We start from the raw sequence: 16,509 nt of genomic DNA on the forward strand, positions 1-16,509 counted from the left end.
GTGAGCGACACCCATCGGGAGGACGCGGGGGCCCTGGCGGCCTTCCTGCGGGGCCTGGAGGACGGCCTGAACGCGCACCTGCGGGAGCTGCCGCCAGAGGTGGCGTCCGGTGAGGGTGCATCCGTCACGCCGCTCCCCGGGGATTCCCTTACACTGTCCCCCATGTTCAGTTCCGGCCTCATCGAGCGCCCCGTGTCGTGGGTGGCTCTGGCCGGTTTCATGGGGACCGGGAAAAGCCGCATCGGCTGGGAGCTGTCGCGGGCGCTGGCGCTGCACTTCGTGGATACCGACAAACTGATCACCCGCGTGGTGGGCAAGACCATCCCCGAGGTGTTCGAGCAGGAGGGCGAGGGGTACTTCCGGGCATGCGAGCACGAGGTCGTGCACCGCGTCACGCGCTTGGAGCACGCGGTGATCAGCCTGGGCGGCGGGACCTTCATTCAGGAGGAGAACCGCCGTCAACTGCTGGAGCGTGGCCCGGTCGTGGTGTTGTGGGCCACCCCGGAAACGGTGTACCAGCGCACCAAGCACAGTGACCGGCCGCTGCTGCGCGTCGAGGATCCCCTCTCGACCATCCGCTCGATGATGGATGAACGCGAGCCGGTGTACCGGCAGGGCACCATTCACGTGCACAGCGACGGGCGCCCCAGCGAGGAGATCGTCGAGGAAATCATCGAGCGGCTGTGGGACTGGGCGGACGTGCAGCACGCCTGGGCGGCCGCGCCCGAGGGTGGCGCCGGGGGGGATCACCGTGCGGCGGATTGAGGTCGGCCACGCCGGAGAGCCCGGAGCCTACACGGTCACGGTCGGCGCGGATCTGCTGGCGGGCCTGAGCGTCCCGGAGCGGCACGTGGCACTCATTCACCCGGTGGACCTGCCACGCGAGTTCGTGGCGCAGGTGCAGGCGGCGCTGAACCCGGCCGTGACGGTCGAGGTGCCTGCCCGAGACGACTGCAAGACCCTGGATGTGCTCGGCGGCGTGCTGTCACGGCTGGCCGGGGCGAACATTCCCCGTGACGGCGCGGTCGTGGGCCTGGGCGGCGGGGCTGCGACCGACCTGGCGGGCTTCGCGGCCGCGAGTTACCTGCGCGGCGTGGCGTTCTATACCCTGCCGACCACGCTGCTGGGCATGGTGGACGCCGCCGTGGGCGGCAAGACCGGCGTGAACCTACCGGAAGGCAAGAATCTGGTGGGGGCGTTCTGGCCGCCGCGCGCCGTGTGGTGCGACACCGGCACCCTGGCCTCGCTGCCGCAGGCGGTGTTCCGCGAGGGCGCCGCCGAGGCCTTCAAGCACGGCCTGATCAGCGACCCCAGCCTGCTGCCGCGCGTACTGGATCCCGAATTCCGGCCCGGCGGCGCCCTGCTCGAAGGCACCGTGGCCGACGCAATTACCGTGAAGGCCGGTGTGGTGACCCGCGACCCGACCGAGCGGGGCGAGCGGGCCTACCTGAACTTCGGGCACACGCTGGCGCACGCGCTGGAAGCTGTCACGCATCACGGCGTCTCGCACGGCGACGCGGTCGGGTACGGCCTGCACTACGCCGCGCGGCTCTCACGGGCGCTGGGCGGCTCGGACCTGACCGATCACACGCGGGCGTTTCTGCGCTGGCAGCGGCCCCCTCCCCTGCCCGCCCTGACCTATGAGGACGTGGCCCCGTTCATGGCGCGCGACAAGAAAGCCGACGCAGACGGCGTGCGCTTCGTGCTGCTGCGCGCCCTGGCCGACCCGTATCTGACCCGCGTGCCCGAAAGCGTCCTGAGAGCCGAATTCACGGGCTGGCAGGCGGACCTCGAGGAGCTGGGCCTGGGCGGCGCAGGCTTGCCCGCCGCCCCGCTGCACAACCCCGCGCCCACCTGACCCGCCGGGGCGGTAGGCTGGGGGCATGCTGCTCGTGCTGAACGGCCCCAACCTGAACCGCCTCGGCCTGCGTGAACCCGGCGTGTACGGCTCCCAGACCCTCGAAGACCTCGAGCGGCAGTGCGAAAGCTGGGGCGCGGAACTCGGCACCTCTGTCACCTGCCGCCAGAGCAACTACGAGGGTCAACTCATCGAATGGATTCACGAGGCGCAGGAGCAGGGGTTCAGCGGCGTGGTCATCAACCCCGGCGCGCTCACCCACTCCAGTTACGCGCTGCGCGACGCCATCGCCGGGCAACCCCTGCCGGTCGTCGAGGTGCACATCAGCAACGTGGACGCCCGCGAAGCCTTCCGGCATAAGAGCGTCACGGCCGCCGTGTGCCGCGGCAAGATCAGCGGCCTGGGCTTCCTGGGCTACCGCCTGGGCATGGAAGCGCTGATAGAGGCGTGACCAGAGAGGTCGCCTGCCTCTGATACGGACTCCGATTGAAGGGACTGCGAAGACCCTTCAATCCGGGCGAAGCGAGTGGGAGAAAAGCGGGTTCCGGGCGTGGAGTTGGCAATCCGGTGAAGTTCCGGATTGTCATCGAAACAAACGGAATCCGTATGACGGCGGCCTGCTGCCCCTCGCCGCCGTCAGTGGGTGCTGTGCGTCCAGTCTGGGCACACGAGACAGGCGCGCCATTGCCTTCTAGATCAGCGACGCCAGAAGAGAGAAATGACGCCAGTGGAGGCAAGAGAAAACCAAACCCCCACCACTGGATTGCGCCCCGGCACTTGCCCCCAGACCCCGGAATCTGATAGCCTTGCCTTTAGTGTCTCGTGCTTGGTAGGGCCGAGGCGACCGGGAGGCACCCGGACACACACGTTTTCGTCTCCCCGTCGGACCGGGGTGTGTCGCAGCCAAATCCCATCTTCCTGGAGTTTCACGGTGAAAACCTACATCCCCAAAAATGACGAGCAGAACTGGGTCGTTGTGGACGCAACGAACGTGCCCCTGGGCCGCCTGGCGACGCTGATCGCGAGCCGCATCCGTGGCAAGCACCGCACCGACTTCACGCCGAACATGATTCAGGGCGACTTCGTGGTCGTGCTGAACGCCGAGAAGGTTGCCCTGACCGGCAACAAGCTCGACGGCAAGGTCTACACCCGTTACAGCGGCTACCAGGGCGGCCTGAAGACCGAAACCGCCCGCGAGGCGCTGAAGAAGCACCCCGAGCGCGTCATCGAGCACGCCGTGTTCGGCATGCTGCCCAAGGGCCGTCAGGGCCGCGCCATGCACCCCCGCCTGAAGGTGTACGCCGGCGAGACGCACCCCCACGCCGCCCAGAAACCCCAGACGCTCGAGGTCAAATAATCATGGCGATTCAGCAACCTGAACAGTTCTACGGTACCGGCCGCCGCAAGACCGCCGTGGCCCGCGTGTTCCTCCGCCCCGGCGAAGGCAAGATCATCGTGAACGGCAAAGAGTTCCAGACCTACTTCCGTGGTCTGCTGCGCGCCGTGCACGCCCTCCAGGCGTTCCGTGAGACCGGCACTGCCGGCCGTTACGACGCCGTGATCACCGTTGTCGGCGGCGGCCCTACCGGTCAGGCCGACGCCATCAAGCTGGGCATCGCCCGCGCGCTGCTGAAGGTCAACCCTGACTTCCGCACCCAGCTGAAGCCCAAGGGCCTCCTGACCCGCGACCCCCGCGAAGTCGAGCGCAAGAAGTACGGCCTGAAGAAGGCTCGCCGCGCTCCTCAGTTCAGCAAGCGCTAACCCCGCACCCGCTGCACCTGGCCCCCTCCCTCTGCGAAGGGGGTTTTTGCGTCCCTGTCCCCTCCTATCCGGACTGCGGTTCATTCGGTGCGGCTCCTAATCAATCCGGGTGGATGCAAGGCGGAACAACAGACCTCCAGTGGGTGGAGTGAAGCGAAAGCTGTAGCGCCCAGGTTCAGCTGCCGCCCACCTCGCGGACATGCAGGGTCGCGCCGTCGGCCTCTACGATCAGCACGCGGGACCCGGCGGGCAGGTCGGGGCCGGTGGCTCGCCACTCGCCATCCGCGACGCGCACGCGGCCCACGCCGTTCTCGATGGCCTGGGTAACGGTCACGGTCTGCCCCACAAGGCGGCCACTGCCCAGGTTCAGCCCGGCCGATTCGGGTGAGCTGGGCAGCAGGCGGCCCAGGTAGCGGCGGCCCAGCAGGACGCTGGCAACGCTCAGGGCGGCAAACAGCAGCAGTTGCACGGCCACCGGAACGGGCAGGACGAACACGATCAGGCCCAGCGCAAAGGCGGCCAGGGCCAGCCACACGAAGAACACGCCGGGCGCGGCGATTTCCAGGATCAGCAGCAGCGCGCCCAGGACCCACCAGTGCCAGGGTTGCACGCGCTCCAGGGTGGGCAGCCAGTCCACGGGCCTAGTCCTTGCGGCCGCCGAAGGCCTCGCGCGCCACTTCCGCGATGCCTTGCAGGCTGCCGAGCACGCTGACGGCCTCGACCGGCAGGATCAGCGTCTTCTGGTTGGGGGCGGTGGCGATCTCCTTCAGGGCGTCCACGTAGCGCTGCGCGACGAAGTAGTTGATCGCCTGGACGTTCCCGGCGGCGATGGCCTCGCTGACCATGCGGGTCGCCTCGGCCTCGGCCTGCGCCTGACGTTCGCGGGCCTCGGCTTCCAGGAAGGCGGCCTGGCGGCGGCCCTCGGCGTTCAGGATCTCGGCCTGTTTCTCGCCCTCGGCTTTCAGGATGGCGGCCTGCCGGAAGCCCTCGGCGTCGAGGATGTTGGCGCGTTTCTCGCGCTCAGCTTTCATCTGGCGGGCCATGCTGGCGACCAGATCGGCGGGCGGCTTGATGTCCTTGACTTCTATTCGCGTGACCTTGACGCCCCAGGGGGCGGTGGCCTCGTCGACCACGCTGAGCAGGCGGGCGTTGATCTGGTCGCGGTTGCTCAGGAGTTCGTCGAGGTCCATGCTGCCCATCACGGTGCGGATGTTGGTCATGGTGAGGTTCAGACTGGCCTGTTGCAGATTCCCGACCTCGTAACTGGCCTTGGCGGCGTCGAGCACCTGGTAGAACACGACGGCGTCCACGGTGACGAGCGCGTTGTCGCGGGTGATGATTTCCTGGCTGGGCACGTCGAGCACCTGTTCCATCATGTTGACCTTGCGGCCGATCCGGTCGATGTACGGAATGATCAGGTTCAGGCCGGGGTGCAGGGACCGCTGGAACTTGCCGAAACGTTCCTGGGTCCACTGGTACCCCTGGGGCACGCTCTTGACCCCGGCGAGCAGCGTAATGATGACCAGCAGCAGCAGAACGCAGACGAAAACAGTGAATCCCATGGTGCCTCCTGTGTACCGCTCCTTACGCGCCGGGCCGCGCGAAGGTTCCCTGCGCAGGCTGGTACGGCCATGGCACGGGAACGCTGCCCAGCAGCGGCAGCGCCCGCCTGCTGTCCAGGGGTCACGGCCGGTCAGGTGCGCGGCGAGCAGGCTGATGCCAGCGGCACGCCCAGCCGCGGCGGCCAGTGCCTGTGCTGTGGCGTCCTGTGCTGTGGCGTCCCGTGCGGTGGCGTGCGCCCTGGGCTCCACGCTGAGCCGTGCACGGTGTGCCGTCTGCGCTGCGCCGGGGCCGCTAGACTCGCGGACATGACGGCGCTGGTGACCTTGAAGGACGTGACGGTGGTGGCCGGGGGCCGCACCCTGCTGGAGAACGTGACGCTGGAGGTCGCGCGGGGCGAGGCGCTGCTGCTGCGCGGCCCGAACGGGGGCGGCAAGACCTCGCTGCTGAGGCTGCTGTCGGGCGAGGTCGCCCCGCTGCGCGGCGAGCGCGTCTACCGGCTGGGCGGGCAGGAGCAACGGTCGGCGGTGCGGGCGCGGCGGTCCCTGGCGGTGGTGGGCCCGGACGCCGAAGCGTTCTACCTGACGCGCGACTGGGCGGTGACGGTGCGGGACCTGCTGCTGGGCGCGGCGCGCGGCGAACGCCTGAACCTGTGGCAGGCCACCCCCACCGAGGAGCGGCGCGTGGCCGACGTGGCGGCCCTGACCGGGCTGGGGCCGCTGCTAGGGCGGGACGTGCGGACCCTCAGTCACGGGCAGCGGCGGCGGGCGGTGCTGGGCGCGGCGCTGATGCCCGCGCCGGAACTGCTGCTGCTCGACGAGTTCACGGACGGCCTGAGCGGCGAGGCCCGCGCGGAACTGGGGGCCGTGATTGCCGCCGTGCACGCCTCGGGGGTGGCGGTCGTGCTGGCCTCGCACCGGCCAGAGGAAGCGCCGGAGCTGCCGTGGCGGACCCTGAGCGTGCAGGGCGGGCGCGTCGTGAGTGCCGCCGGGCAGGGCGCGCCCACGGCAGACTGGCCTGCGCCCTGGCCTGCCCTGCGCGTTCCGCCCACGGACGGTCTGCCGCGCGACCTCGTGACCGTCCGCAGTGCCGAGGTGTACCGCAACGGGCACCGCGCGCTGGGGCCACTGACCTGGACGTGGCGCGCGGGGCAGCACTGGCTGGTGACCGGCGAGAACGGCAGCGGCAAGAGCACCCTGGCCCGCCTGATCGCCGGGGAACTGCACGCTGCCCTGGGCGGGCAGGTCACGCGGCCCTTCCTGACGCGCGACCTGCTGAGCGAACGGCGGCGCGGCGTGGGGCTGGTCAGCGCAGAACTGGGCATCCGGCAGCGGCGCGAGTGGACGGGCCGGGACGTGATCGGCAGCGCCTGGGACGGCACCGAGGGCTTCGCGCACACCCTGGACGCCGCGCAGCACGCCGAGGTCGCCCGCCTGGCCGCCGTCCTGAACGCCGCTGACCTGCTGGACCGCCCGGCCGACACGCTCTCGCAGGGGCAGTTGCGGCGGCTGCTGCTGGCCCGCGCCGCCGCGCACCGTCCGCGCCTGCTGCTGCTCGACGAGGGACTGGACTTCCTGGACGCCGGGTCACGCGCCGCGTTCCTGGGCCTGCTGCCGGGCCTCGTGCGCGGCGGCACGCACCTGCTGATCGTCGCGCACCGGGCGTCCGACGCTCCGGCCGGGCTGACCCACCACCTGCACCTGTCGGGAGGCCAGGCCGCCTACCAGGGACCGCGCACACCCGGCGCGGCGTCAGATTCGGCTCACCTTCAGGCACTACCCTGAACCGCATGAAGCGCGCCCTCCTGACCCTCGCCCTGCTCGCCGCGCCCGCCCTGACCGGCGCGGCAGCCCAGACCGCTCCTGCCGCCGCGCCCACCACGGCGGAACAGAGAACCATCGAGGCCATCACGGCCCGGAGTGACCGGGGCTTCAGTCTCCGCGTGCCGGCCGGCTGGACGCCTCTGAAGAACGTTCCGGATACCGACGTGGCCTTCGCGTTCAAGACGGTCGGGGCGCTCCGGCCCACCGTGACCGTCCGCACGCAGGATGTCGAACCGTCCATCAAGGCGACGCTGGCCGACTTCCGGGACCTGTTCGCCGGGCAGCTCGTCAAGGAAGTACCGAAACTGAAGATGCTGGGCGAGAAGACCATCCGCGTCAGCGGCACGCCCGCCATTCTCTGGACCTACACCGGCGACGGCGAAGGCGGCGGCGTCCGCTGGTCACAGGTGTTCACGGTGAAAAACAACCGGCTGTACACCGTCACGCTGATGATCCCCAACGGCGCACCGGCCGAGCTGATCGAGTCGGGCCGTGAAATCCTGAATTCCTTCGCCCTGACCGGCAAGTAACCCGGATTCCGATTGACTCGCTGCAGTCCCAAATCAATCCGATCGGACGCCAGTAGGAACAGCAGACGCCCCTTCACGGTCTGGAGCCGCAGGCGACGCTTTTCCGACTGTGGCGCAGTGGAGCGCAATCCGTATCACCCGGGCCCTGACTGCGCAGGCGGTCCAGTCGGTCGTCGCTGTCGGTCATGTCCGGCAGCGCCTTCTCGGCAGGCAAGGTCATACCGCAGAGAACAGGGCAGGGCATTGATCGCTCTGCCCTGTTCTCTAACCTGCGGCGCCGCTCAGCGGGCCGTGGTCAGTCGGTCAGCCCAGGCGTGCAGGAACGCGCCTAAGTGTTCCTGTTCGGGCACGCGGGCGTCGGCGTGGGGGGTCAGGAGGGGCAGTGATCCGACCTGCACGGCGTACGCGGCGACGTCCAGCATGGCTTCGTCGTTGTCGCTGTCTCCGAAGGCCACGGTCCGCGTGTGCGGCACCTTCAGGGCGTCTGCGATCAGGGTCAGGGCCGCGCCCTTGTGCGCCCCCTGCGGCGTAACGGTCAGGAAGTGCGGGTACGGGTCCTGCGCGCCGGTCAGGACCAGGTGCGGGTGCGTGGTCCGCAGCCGCCCCGCGAACGCCGCGACCTGCAGGTGGTAGTAACCGACTTTCAGGATGCCTTCGCGCGGCGCGTCGGCCAGCGGGCGGAACTGGCGCACAACCATCCAAGGTTCGGGTTCCACTCCGGGCGGCAGGTCCACGAACAGGCCATCGGCGGTGAACAGGACCACGCGCGCGCCGTTCAGTTCATGGGCCAGCGTGGCTTCCAGGTCCGCGTCACTGAAGCGTACCTCGGTGTGCAGATCATCGCCGATCAGGACGCGGCCTCCGTTGTTCGTGGCGACCGCGTGGGGCTGCATGACCTGAAGCACCTGCGACGGCGGCGTGTCCCGTCCAGTAATGATGGCCAGTTGCACGCCCAGCGCCCGCAGCCGCGCCAGGGCCTGCGCCGCGTCAGGCTGCACCTCGCGCCCCGCGTCGGGGATCAGCGTGCCGTCCAGGTCAAAGGCCATCAGGAGCGGCAGGGTCACGGGCAGGTCGGCGGGCAGGGTCACGGTCACGCGCGGCAGCCTAGCGCGTCCGACCGGCAGCGCGCGAGGACACGCGGCACATCCGCCGGGCCGCATGCACTCATACGGACTGCCGTTTGTTTCGCCGACAATCCGGAATTTCACCGGATGGCCAGCTCCACGTCCGGAGGGCCGTTTCTCTCCCACTCGCATCCGCTCGGACCCGGCGGCTTTGCAGGCCATTCAATCGGAGTCCGTATGACAGGGGCGCGCCGCCTCCAGTCACGGGGCGGCGCGTTGAAACAGGTGGGCCTGAGCCCGGCTGGGGCTTACTCGCCCTGGGTTTCGGGAGCAGCGGTTTCGGTGGCCGGTTCGGCCTGGGCGGGCGCGGCGGCCTTGGCGGCCTTCTCGGCCTGGGCGCGCGCGGCGTCCTTCATCACGCGGCTGCGGTCGTTCTTGATGCGGGCTGCCTTGCCGCGCAGGTCGCGCAGGTAGTACAGCTTGGCGCGGCGGACCTTGCCACGTTCCAGCACGGTGATCTTGGCCAGCAGGGGGCTGCTGAAGGGGAACACGCGCTCGACGCCTTCACCGAAGGAGATCTTGCGAACGGTGAAGCTCTTGCGGCTGCCCGAACCGTTGATGGCGATGACCACGCCTTCAAAGGCCTGGTTGCGGGTGCGGGTGCCTTCCACGACTTTCGTTTCCACGCGGATGGTGTCGCCGGGGCGGAACTCGGGGGCGTCGGTCTTGATGTGGGGCTGCTCGACGGCGCGCAGAATGGCGCCACGGTTCGCTTTGATTGCGTGCTGCATGATTGACTCCTTCGGGCAGCGGACCGTCCCACCATCCCACTGTCTGCGGGCAGAGACGTTCATGCTCCTGGGTGAACAGGTCGCCGCCAGGGGCAGTCGACCGGACCGTAAGAGTATAGCAGGTGCCAGGCCACTCCGGGCAAGTGAGGGGCCGCTCACCTTATGAGAATGGGGGGCGGGTCAGTCTGCCTTTGATATGGATCACGTGAAGGAAACGTTAGGCAGCGCGCTGGTTGATGTCCGCGAGGATTCTCTGAGGCAGCGCCGCCGCGTGTCGGAATTCCGGGCGCGTGAGCATGTCGGCGCGGCCGGGTGGGCACAGACCAGCGCGCTGGAAGCCATGATCCGCGCGGGCCGTGAGGGACTGGCCGCCACGGACGCGCTGCGGCAGGTCGTGCACCTGACGACAGAACAGTTGCGCACACTACCGCTGAATGCGTCAGGCCCGGAGAGAAGTGCGCAGTCTGAGGCGCTAGGGGATATCCTGCAGAGCAGCCAGGCACAGTTCACGGCGGCGCAGGCGATGGACGTACTGGTCAGCGAGGCGCTGGACGCCGTGGCGCACACGCCCGTCGATGACCTGAGCGTGGCACGCCTGAAAGCCATTCATGGGCGCGTGCGCGAACAGGTGGCGACCCTGGAGACGATCATCCAGTCGGCGCAGGTGCAGGCCCGGACGCTGGATCAGATTGGTGAATTGGACCGCGTGAGCGCCGAATTCCACGACCGCGTGGTGGGTCTGAAGCGCCTCAGCGAGCAGGAACAGGTGCAGACCCTGGCCGAGGAAGGAGAGCATGTCGTGGAACTCATCGGGGCACTGGACGGCGCCGCCCCGCAGCAGGTGGATGCCCTGAGCCGCATCGGGGAAGCTGTGGCCGAGGAGATGACCGGCACGGGTGCGTCACCCGAAACCCAGGCGCAGGCGCTGGAGGAACTCGCGCACCTGATGGCGGAGAAGGCGCAGGGGGTGCGTCAGGACTGATCGTCCCGGCCCCGTCCAGGCGGGCCGGACGCGCCTGACCAGCACGGAGCGTAGGATTCACCACGTTTACTGGTCAATTCGGCCCGAACACCCGCCTGCGACACGATAAAAGGCCAGCTGCGCAGCGTACAATCCCCGCATGACGCACGCCCCCTTCGACGTTCTGGACCTCGGCGTCACGCCGTACCGGGACGCCTGGGACCTTCAGAAACGACACCACGAGCGGGTCGTGGCCGGGAGCCGCCCGGCGCTGCTGCTCGTGGAACACCCCCCCGTCCTCACGCTGGGCCGCAAGGCCCGTGAGGGAACCAACATCATCGTCACGCGCGACTACCTGAAGGCGCAGGGCATCGAGGTGCTGGAAGTCGAACGCGGCGGCGACGTCACGTACCACGGTCCCGGCCAGCTGGTCGCGTACGCCATCTTCCCCGTTGGTCGCCGCGTCGCGGACTTCCTGCGCCTGCTGGAAGGAGCGACCATCAGCGCCCTGCACGACCTGGGCCTCCCGGACGCGCGCCCCAACCCCGGGTACGCTGGCGTGTACGTCTCGGAACGGGACGTGAACGGCCTGACGTACGACCAGAAGATCGCGTCGTTCGGCGTCGCCGTGCAGCGCAACGTCGCCCTGCACGGCCTCGCGCTGAACGTGAATCCGAACCTCGGGCACTTCGACCTGATCGTGCCGTGCGGCCTCACGCAGACGCACATGACCAGCGTGCAACGCGAGTACGACCTGCGCGGCCTGGACAGAACGCCCAGCATGCAAGACGCCCGGGCCGCCCTGACGCGCGCCTTCCACACCACCTTCGCCCAGTACGACTGGACGCTGCCCACGACCGCCGCAGCAGGGAGCTGAGCATGACCCAGGAGAACACCCCCAAGGAACCCAAGTTCATCAAGAACGGCATCTACCGCAAGGGGAGCGTGCCGGTCCGCGAGAAGAAACCCGAGTGGCTGAAAGTCACCATCCCCACCGGACAGGTCTTCACGGAAGTCCGCAAGATCGTCAAGGAACACCGCCTGCACACCGTGTGCGAGGAAGCCATGTGCCCCAACATCGGGGAATGCTGGAGCCGCGGCACCGCCACCTTCATGCTGATGGGCCACATCTGCACCCGCGCCTGCCGCTTCTGCGCCGTGGACACCGGCAACCCCATGGGCAAACTCGACCTCGACGAACCCCAGGGCGTCGCCGAGAGCGTGCAACTCATGGGCCTGAAGTACGTCGTGCTGACCAGCGTTGACCGCGACGACCTGCCCGACGGCGGCGCGTACCACTTTGCCAAGACCGTGCAGGCCATCAAAAAACTCAACCCCGAAACACGCGTCGAGGCCCTCACCCCCGACTTCAGTGGTAACACCCACTGCGTGGACCTCGTGCTCGACAGCGGCGTGGACACCTACGCCCAGAACCTCGAAACCGTGCGCCGCCTCACGCATCCCGTCCGCGACATCCGCGCCGACTACGACCAGACCCTGAAAGTCCTGGCGCACGCGAAACAGGTCCGCCCGGACGTCATCACCAAGACCAGCATCATGCTCGGCCTGGGCGAAACCCGCGAGGAACTCACCCAGACCATGCGCGACTGCCGCGCCGCCGGCGTGGACGTCCTGACCTTCGGGCAGTACCTGCGCCCCACCATGCACCACCTGCCCGTCGAACGCTACGTCTCCCCCGCCGAATTCGACGAACTGCGCGGCCAGGCCATGGCCATGGGCTTCCTGGAAGTCGTCAGCGGCCCCCTGGTGCGCTCCTCCTACAAGGCCGAGCAGATCGTCATGGACCGCCCCGGCAACCTGCCCGACCACCTCGCGCACCTGGGCGAAGGCAGCGAACTCAGCCTGATCTGATCCGGACCCGGAGAGCTACGCCGACCAGCGAGCAGCAGAGGAACGGAGGTTGGCACAAGGCATACTCTGTCTATTCCCACCCGCTCTGCGGGACAGGTCATACGGATTCCGCTCCACTGCGCCACAGTCGGAAAAGCGCCGCCTGTGGCTCCATACCGCGAAACCCGTCTGCTATTCCTACTCGCGTCCGCTCGGATTGATTCAGAACTGCACCGAATCAATCGGAATCCGTATCAGATTGTAGAACAGCTCTCATGAACAGCCGGGGCCAGTGCGTGCCCCGGCCGCTTGCAGACCGTAACGCCCCGCTAATCCGCTCGGCGCACGCTGCGGGCAGGAGGTTTGACCACATGCCGGAACCCAGACTCGTGCAGGATGCCATGCACCGCCCCGCCGTGACCATCGGCGCGCATGAACCACTCAGCGCCGCCGTGGTCGCCATGCAGGAACTCGGCGTGAAACGCCTGCCGGTCGTGCAGGACGGCCGGGTGGTGGGCATCGTGACGGACGGCGAGGTGCGCCGCGCCCTGCCCGCCCTGAGCGAGGGCCTGAGCCCCTGGGCGTTCACGGACCGCGTGGGTCGCGTGCGCGTCGGCCAGACTATGCGGCAGCCCGCGCTGACCACCACGCCCGGCACGCCCCTGACGGCCGCGATCCGCGTGATGCTGGACCGCCGGGTGGGCGGGCTGCCGGTCGTGGACCCCGACACGGATGAACTGCTCGGCATGCTGACCCTGACAGACGTGCTACGCAGCGAGGCGCACCGACCCCGGTTGCAGTGGGGGTCGGCCGATCAGCACATGACCCGGAATGTGATGACCGTAGGCGCCGATGACCCCCTCAGTGACGGCGTGGACCGGCTGCACAGGGCGCGGCTGCGGGTCCTGCCGGTCATGGACGGCACGACCCTGGTGGGCGTGCTGCACGAAACCGATGTGGCAGCGGCCCTGGACCGCGCAGCGGGAGCGCAGGCATCCACCGTACTGGGCACGCAGTTGCTGGTGCCAGAACAGAAAGTCCGTGACCTGATGCGGCCTCCCAGCGGTTACCTGCTCGAGGGAACGCCCATGCGTGACGCCCTGACCCGCATGCTGGAAACCGACGTGCACGGCCTGCCGATCATCGACAGCGGCGGTGAACTGCTCGGCGTGATCACCATCAGCGACGTTCTGAGAACCCTTCTGGGCGAGAGACCGCCCGCCTGATCTCACGCTCTAGCCAACACGCTGGCGGATGCATATCATACGGATTCCGCTCCACTGCGCCACAGTCGAAAAAGCGCCGCCTGCGGCTCCATACCGCCCAATCCGTACATTGTTCCCACTCACGTCCGCTCGGATTGATTCGGAACTGCACCGAGTCAATCGGAATCCGTATCAGCACGCCCCGCAGGTAGAACGAGAGAACCCCGTCAGTGACGGGGTTTCTGTCTTTGGTGCGGATGCCCAGACTTGAACTGGGGACCTCACGCTTATCAGGCGTGCGCTCTAACCAGCTGAGCTACACCCGCGCACCAGTATTGACGTTGCGCTGCCCTCTCAGGCAGGCGGGCATAAATGTATCAGGGGGCCGGGAAGCTGTCAACTGGCGGGGTGTGGTGCGGTCAGCGGGGCCAGGTGGTGGGGGTGCCGGTGCCAGTCAGGGCGGCGTGCATTTCGAGGGCGTAGCGGTCGGTCATGCCGGCCAGGTAGTCGCAGATGGCGCGCGGCACGCCGCTCGTCTGGGCAAGGTCGCGGTAGCTGGGGGGCAGCATGCTGGGGCGCTGCTGGAGGGCGGTGAACAGGGCGGCAAGGACGCGGGTGGCCCGCTCGACCTGCATTTCGACCCGCCAGTGGCGGTACAGGTTGTCGCGCAGGAAGGTGCGGGCGCCGCTCAGGAGCGCCTGCGTGGCGGGGCTGTAGGTGATCAGGCCGCCGGGGTGGGCACGGACCCCGGCAGCGGTGCTGACGCCGCTCGCGGTGATGGCGTGGTCGCTGGCGTGGGTCAGGTCGCGGATCAGCCAGCCGAGCAGGTGGCGGTGCAGGGTGCGGCGGCCCTGTTCGGTCAGGGGGTGCGGGTGAACGCGGGTGGTGGTCAGGAGTTCCTGCCAGAGAGGCAAACCTGAGAGCTGGTCGGGGGTAATCAGGCCGCTGCGCAGGCCGTCGTCGAGGTCGTGGGCGGTGTACGCCAGGGCGTCGGCGGCGTCCACGAGTTGCGCTTCGAGGCTGGGCTGGCCCAGGCCGCCTCGGTGGTGTTTGTTCAGGCCGTCGAGGGTATCCAGGGTCAGGTTCAGGCCCGCGTACTCGCTTTTGGGGTGTTCGAGCAGCGTGACGATGCGCCGCGCCTGGAGGTTGTGGTTAAAGCCACCGTCGCCTTGCATCAGGGTGTTCAGCACGCGTTCTCCGGCGTGCCCGAAGGGAGGGTGCCCCAGGTCGTGGGCCAGGGCGATGGTTTCGGCCAGGGTTTCGTTCAACCCGAGGCTCAGGGCGACGCTGCGGGCGACCTGCTGCACTTCCAGGGTGTGGGTCAGGCGGGTGCGGTAGTGGTCCCCGGCGGCCGAGAGGAACACCTGCGTCTTGGCTTCTAGGCGGCGGAACGCGGTGGTGTGCAGCACGCGGTCCCGGTCGCGCTGGAAGCCGGTGCGGGTGTCGCTCTCGGCTTCCGGGTGCTCGCGGCCGCGGTGGTCTCGGCTCAGGGTGGCGTGGGGGGCCAGGGTGCTGGCCTCGCGGGCTTCCAGGTCGCGGCGCGTGATCATGCGGTCAGTGTGGCAGACGGCGCGGGGGCGCGGGGTGCGGGTTGGGAGCAGGTGCTTTACAGTCTGGGCATGAGCGGAAGTCAGGACGGGCCGGGCGCGGCGGGCACGCGGGTGGTGTTCGACGGGCACATCGTGCGCCTGGAAATCATGGACGGCAAATGGGAGATCGTGCGGCACGCGAGCGCCGTGGCGGTCCTGGCCCTGAACGGGCGCGGCGAGATGCTGTTGGTGCGTCAGGCGCGGCGGGCAGTGGGCGCCGTGACGGTAGAGGCTCCGGCGGGCCTGATCGACGCGGGCGAGGACCCGGTGGGCGCGGCGCGGCGGGAGCTTCAGGAGGAAGCGAAACTGGACGGGGACATGGAACTCCTGACGCGCTTTTACTCCAGTCCCGGCTTTTGCGATGAGGAACTGTTCGTGTTCCACGCGACGAACCTGCGGCAGAGTAAGTTGCCGCACGACGAGGACGAGGAAGGCATCGAGGTGCTGTGGCTGCCGCCCTCGCAGGTACTGTCGGGCCTGCGGGACGGGTCGCTGATCGGAAGCGCCTCGACGGTAACGGCGGCCCTGTACGGCCTTCAGGTGCTGGCCGGGGGCGCCGGGCAGGAGCTGTCGTGAAGACGTACGTCTCCCCTACCCAGCGCCCGGACACGGCGACGGTCGTGGCAATCGGGTCGTTCGACGGCGTGCACCTGGGTCATCAGGCGCTGATCGCGCAGTTGAAAGCCAAGGCGCGCGAGCACCGCGTGCCGAGCGTGGTGTACACCTTCGACCCGCCCACGCGGGTGCTGACGCAGGGCGTGGAGTTCCTGTCCACCCTGCCCGAGAAACTGGACCTGCTGGACCGCTACGGGATCGACGAGACGATCGCGGCGTCGTTCACGCCGGAGTTCGCGTCCCGGCCCAAGGAGGCGTTCCTGGACGACCTGCGGCAACTGCGGCCGCGCACGGTCGTGGTCGGCGAGGACTTTCATTTCGGGCGGGGCCGGGCGGGCGGCGTGGACGATCTGCGCCGGGTCGCGCCGGAGGTGGTGACGCTCCCGATGCATCAGCTGGGCGGTGAGGACATCAAGAGCACCCGCATCCGCGAGTACCTGCGGGCCGGGGACGTGGTGGGCGCGGGCCGCCTGCTGGGCCGCCACTACGACGCGCAGGGCGTGGTCGTGCAGGGCGACCGCCTGGGGCGCACCATCGGCTGGCCCACCGCGAACATCCGCGTGCCGGACGGCAAGGCCCTGCCGCTGGGCGTGTTCGCAGTGGTGGCGGTCGGGGACCCGGCATTGGAAGGCGGGGGACGCTGGCACGGCGTGGCGAACGTGGGCTTCCGCCCGACCGTGAACGGCGTGGACCGGCGCTTCGAGGTGCACCTGTTCGGGTACAGCGGCGACCTGTACGGGCAGGAGTTGCAGGTGAAGTTCTTCACGCACCTGCGCGGCGAACAGAAGTTCAGTGGACTGGACGAACTGAAAGCCCAGATCGCCCGCGACGCCGACGCCGCGCGCCACGCCCTGAAAGACGTGCGCTAAGTTCACTGCGTTTATCTTGCGGATAAACCGCG

General features: G+C 68.7%; 18 protein-coding genes and 1 tRNA gene. 13 read left to right on the forward strand and 6 right to left on the reverse strand.

Going from position 1 to position 16,509, the window contains the following annotated elements; genetic code table 11:
* From QZ271_RS00850 to rpsI, 5 genes are all read left to right on the forward strand, one after another.
* Positions 1-765, forward strand: a complete 765-nt coding sequence (locus QZ271_RS00850) for a shikimate kinase (RefSeq protein WP_367114283.1) — start codon at positions 1-3, stop codon at positions 763-765.
* Positions 752-1,858, forward strand: coding sequence for a 3-dehydroquinate synthase (aroB, locus tag QZ271_RS00855; protein ID WP_291428066.1), 1,107 nt, complete (start codon positions 752-754; stop codon positions 1,856-1,858). Before QZ271_RS00850 ends, aroB begins: the two co-directional genes overlap by 14 nt.
* A gap of 25 nt (positions 1,859-1,883) precedes the next feature.
* Positions 1,884-2,309 (forward strand): type II 3-dehydroquinate dehydratase, encoded by a 426-nt coding sequence (gene aroQ / locus QZ271_RS00860; RefSeq protein ID WP_291428068.1) that lies wholly within the window; start codon positions 1,884-1,886, stop codon positions 2,307-2,309.
* Between the two features lie 480 nt (positions 2,310-2,789).
* A complete protein-coding gene (rplM, locus tag QZ271_RS00865) occupies positions 2,790-3,215 on the forward strand; it encodes a 50S ribosomal protein L13 (protein WP_291428070.1) in 426 nt (141 codons plus the stop codon).
* 2 nt (positions 3,216-3,217) lie between these two features.
* Complete coding sequence (rpsI, locus tag QZ271_RS00870; protein ID WP_189063470.1) at positions 3,218-3,619, forward strand: 30S ribosomal protein S9; 402 nt, start codon at positions 3,218-3,220, stop codon at positions 3,617-3,619.
* A 175-nt stretch (positions 3,620-3,794) separates the two neighbouring features.
* On the opposite strand, the gene QZ271_RS00875 is transcribed toward rpsI, so the two are convergent.
* Together QZ271_RS00875 and QZ271_RS00880 are read right to left on the reverse strand one after the other, a co-directional pair.
* Complete coding sequence (locus tag QZ271_RS00875; protein WP_291428074.1) at positions 3,795-4,256, reverse strand: NfeD family protein; 462 nt, start codon at positions 4,254-4,256, stop codon at positions 3,795-3,797.
* 4 nt (positions 4,257-4,260) lie between these two features.
* Positions 4,261-5,181: an SPFH domain-containing protein gene (locus QZ271_RS00880; protein WP_291428077.1), complete on the reverse strand. Its 921-nt coding sequence runs from the start codon at positions 5,179-5,181 to the stop codon at positions 4,261-4,263.
* A 306-nt stretch (positions 5,182-5,487) separates the two neighbouring features.
* Between QZ271_RS00880 and QZ271_RS00885 the strand changes: the two genes are divergently transcribed.
* Both QZ271_RS00885 and QZ271_RS00890 read left to right on the forward strand, forming a co-directional pair.
* A complete protein-coding gene (locus QZ271_RS00885) occupies positions 5,488-6,963 on the forward strand; it encodes an ATP-binding cassette domain-containing protein (protein WP_291428079.1) in 1,476 nt (491 codons plus the stop codon).
* Between the two features lie 5 nt (positions 6,964-6,968).
* Complete coding sequence (locus QZ271_RS00890) at positions 6,969-7,532, forward strand: PsbP-related protein (protein WP_291428081.1); 564 nt, start codon at positions 6,969-6,971, stop codon at positions 7,530-7,532.
* Positions 7,533-7,813: 281 nt separating this feature from the next.
* Here QZ271_RS00890 and QZ271_RS00895 read toward each other — a convergent pair whose 3' ends face one another.
* Positions 7,814-8,626, reverse strand: a complete 813-nt coding sequence (locus tag QZ271_RS00895) for an HAD family hydrolase (protein WP_291428082.1) — start codon at positions 8,624-8,626, stop codon at positions 7,814-7,816.
* A 278-nt stretch (positions 8,627-8,904) separates the two neighbouring features.
* Positions 8,905-9,387 carry a 50S ribosomal protein L19 gene (gene rplS / locus QZ271_RS00900; protein WP_291428084.1) on the reverse strand — a complete coding sequence of 161 codons (483 nt, stop codon included), beginning with the start codon at positions 9,385-9,387 and terminating at the stop codon, positions 8,905-8,907.
* 205 nt (positions 9,388-9,592) lie between these two features.
* Between rplS and QZ271_RS00905 the strand changes: the two genes are divergently transcribed.
* The 4 genes from QZ271_RS00905 (at position 9,593) to QZ271_RS00920 (ending at position 13,425) form a co-directional block, all read left to right on the forward strand.
* On the forward strand, positions 9,593-10,369 hold the full coding sequence (locus QZ271_RS00905) for a hypothetical protein (RefSeq protein WP_291428086.1): 777 nt from the start codon (positions 9,593-9,595) through the stop codon (positions 10,367-10,369).
* A gap of 139 nt (positions 10,370-10,508) precedes the next feature.
* On the forward strand, positions 10,509-11,225 hold the full coding sequence (lipB, locus tag QZ271_RS00910) for a lipoyl(octanoyl) transferase LipB (protein WP_291428088.1): 717 nt from the start codon (positions 10,509-10,511) through the stop codon (positions 11,223-11,225).
* Between the two features lie 2 nt (positions 11,226-11,227).
* Entirely contained in the window at positions 11,228-12,220 is a 993-nt protein-coding gene (gene lipA, locus QZ271_RS00915) for a lipoyl synthase (RefSeq protein WP_291428090.1), read from the forward strand.
* Between the two features lie 350 nt (positions 12,221-12,570).
* Positions 12,571-13,425 (forward strand): CBS domain-containing protein, encoded by an 855-nt coding sequence (locus QZ271_RS00920; protein WP_291428093.1) that lies wholly within the window; start codon positions 12,571-12,573, stop codon positions 13,423-13,425.
* 228 nt (positions 13,426-13,653) lie between these two features.
* Here QZ271_RS00920 and QZ271_RS00925 read toward each other — a convergent pair.
* Together QZ271_RS00925 and dgt are read right to left on the reverse strand one after the other, a co-directional pair.
* Positions 13,654-13,730: transfer RNA gene (locus tag QZ271_RS00925), tRNA-Ile, on the reverse strand.
* 93 nt (positions 13,731-13,823) lie between these two features.
* Positions 13,824-14,954, reverse strand: coding sequence for a dGTP triphosphohydrolase (gene dgt, locus QZ271_RS00930; protein ID WP_291428095.1), 1,131 nt, complete (start codon positions 14,952-14,954; stop codon positions 13,824-13,826).
* Between the two features lie 69 nt (positions 14,955-15,023).
* Here dgt and QZ271_RS00935 point away from each other — a divergent pair, with 69 nt between their 5' ends.
* Positions 15,024-15,569 (forward strand): NUDIX hydrolase, encoded by a 546-nt coding sequence (locus QZ271_RS00935; protein ID WP_291428097.1) that lies wholly within the window; start codon positions 15,024-15,026, stop codon positions 15,567-15,569.
* The gene (gene ribF / locus QZ271_RS00940; RefSeq protein WP_291428099.1) at positions 15,566-16,477 is read left to right on the forward strand and encodes a riboflavin biosynthesis protein RibF; all 912 of its coding nucleotides are present in this window, start codon (positions 15,566-15,568) and stop codon (positions 16,475-16,477) included. The genes QZ271_RS00935 and ribF overlap by 4 nt, the downstream gene beginning before the upstream one ends.
* Positions 16,478-16,509: the final 32 nt, after the last annotated feature.

The organism is Deinococcus sp., assembly GCF_018260555.1.
In the GTDB taxonomy this organism is placed as follows: domain Bacteria; phylum Deinococcota; class Deinococci; order Deinococcales; family Deinococcaceae; genus Deinococcus.

Bases quoted from the DNA above. Each gene is read 5' to 3' on its own strand.
- QZ271_RS00920 (WP_291428093.1), top strand. From the start codon at position 12,571: ATGCCGGAACCCAGACTCGTGCAGGATGCCATGCACCGCCCCGCCGTG.
- QZ271_RS00890 (WP_291428081.1), top strand. From the start codon at position 6,969: ATGAAGCGCGCCCTCCTGACCCTCGCCCTGCTCGCCGCGCCCGCCCTG.
- QZ271_RS00885 (WP_291428079.1), top strand. From the start codon at position 5,488: ATGACGGCGCTGGTGACCTTGAAGGACGTGACGGTGGTGGCCGGGGGC.
- QZ271_RS00935 (WP_291428097.1), top strand. From the start codon at position 15,024: ATGAGCGGAAGTCAGGACGGGCCGGGCGCGGCGGGCACGCGGGTGGTG.
- lipB (WP_291428088.1), top strand. From the start codon at position 10,509: ATGACGCACGCCCCCTTCGACGTTCTGGACCTCGGCGTCACGCCGTAC.
- QZ271_RS00880 (WP_291428077.1), bottom strand. From the start codon at position 5,181: ATGGGATTCACTGTTTTCGTCTGCGTTCTGCTGCTGCTGGTCATCATT.
- rpsI (WP_189063470.1), top strand. From the start codon at position 3,218: ATGGCGATTCAGCAACCTGAACAGTTCTACGGTACCGGCCGCCGCAAG.
- aroQ (WP_291428068.1), top strand. From the start codon at position 1,884: ATGCTGCTCGTGCTGAACGGCCCCAACCTGAACCGCCTCGGCCTGCGT.
- lipA (WP_291428090.1), top strand. From the start codon at position 11,228: ATGACCCAGGAGAACACCCCCAAGGAACCCAAGTTCATCAAGAACGGC.
- dgt (WP_291428095.1), bottom strand. From the start codon at position 14,954: ATGATCACGCGCCGCGACCTGGAAGCCCGCGAGGCCAGCACCCTGGCC.
- rplS (WP_291428084.1), bottom strand. From the start codon at position 9,387: ATGCAGCACGCAATCAAAGCGAACCGTGGCGCCATTCTGCGCGCCGTC.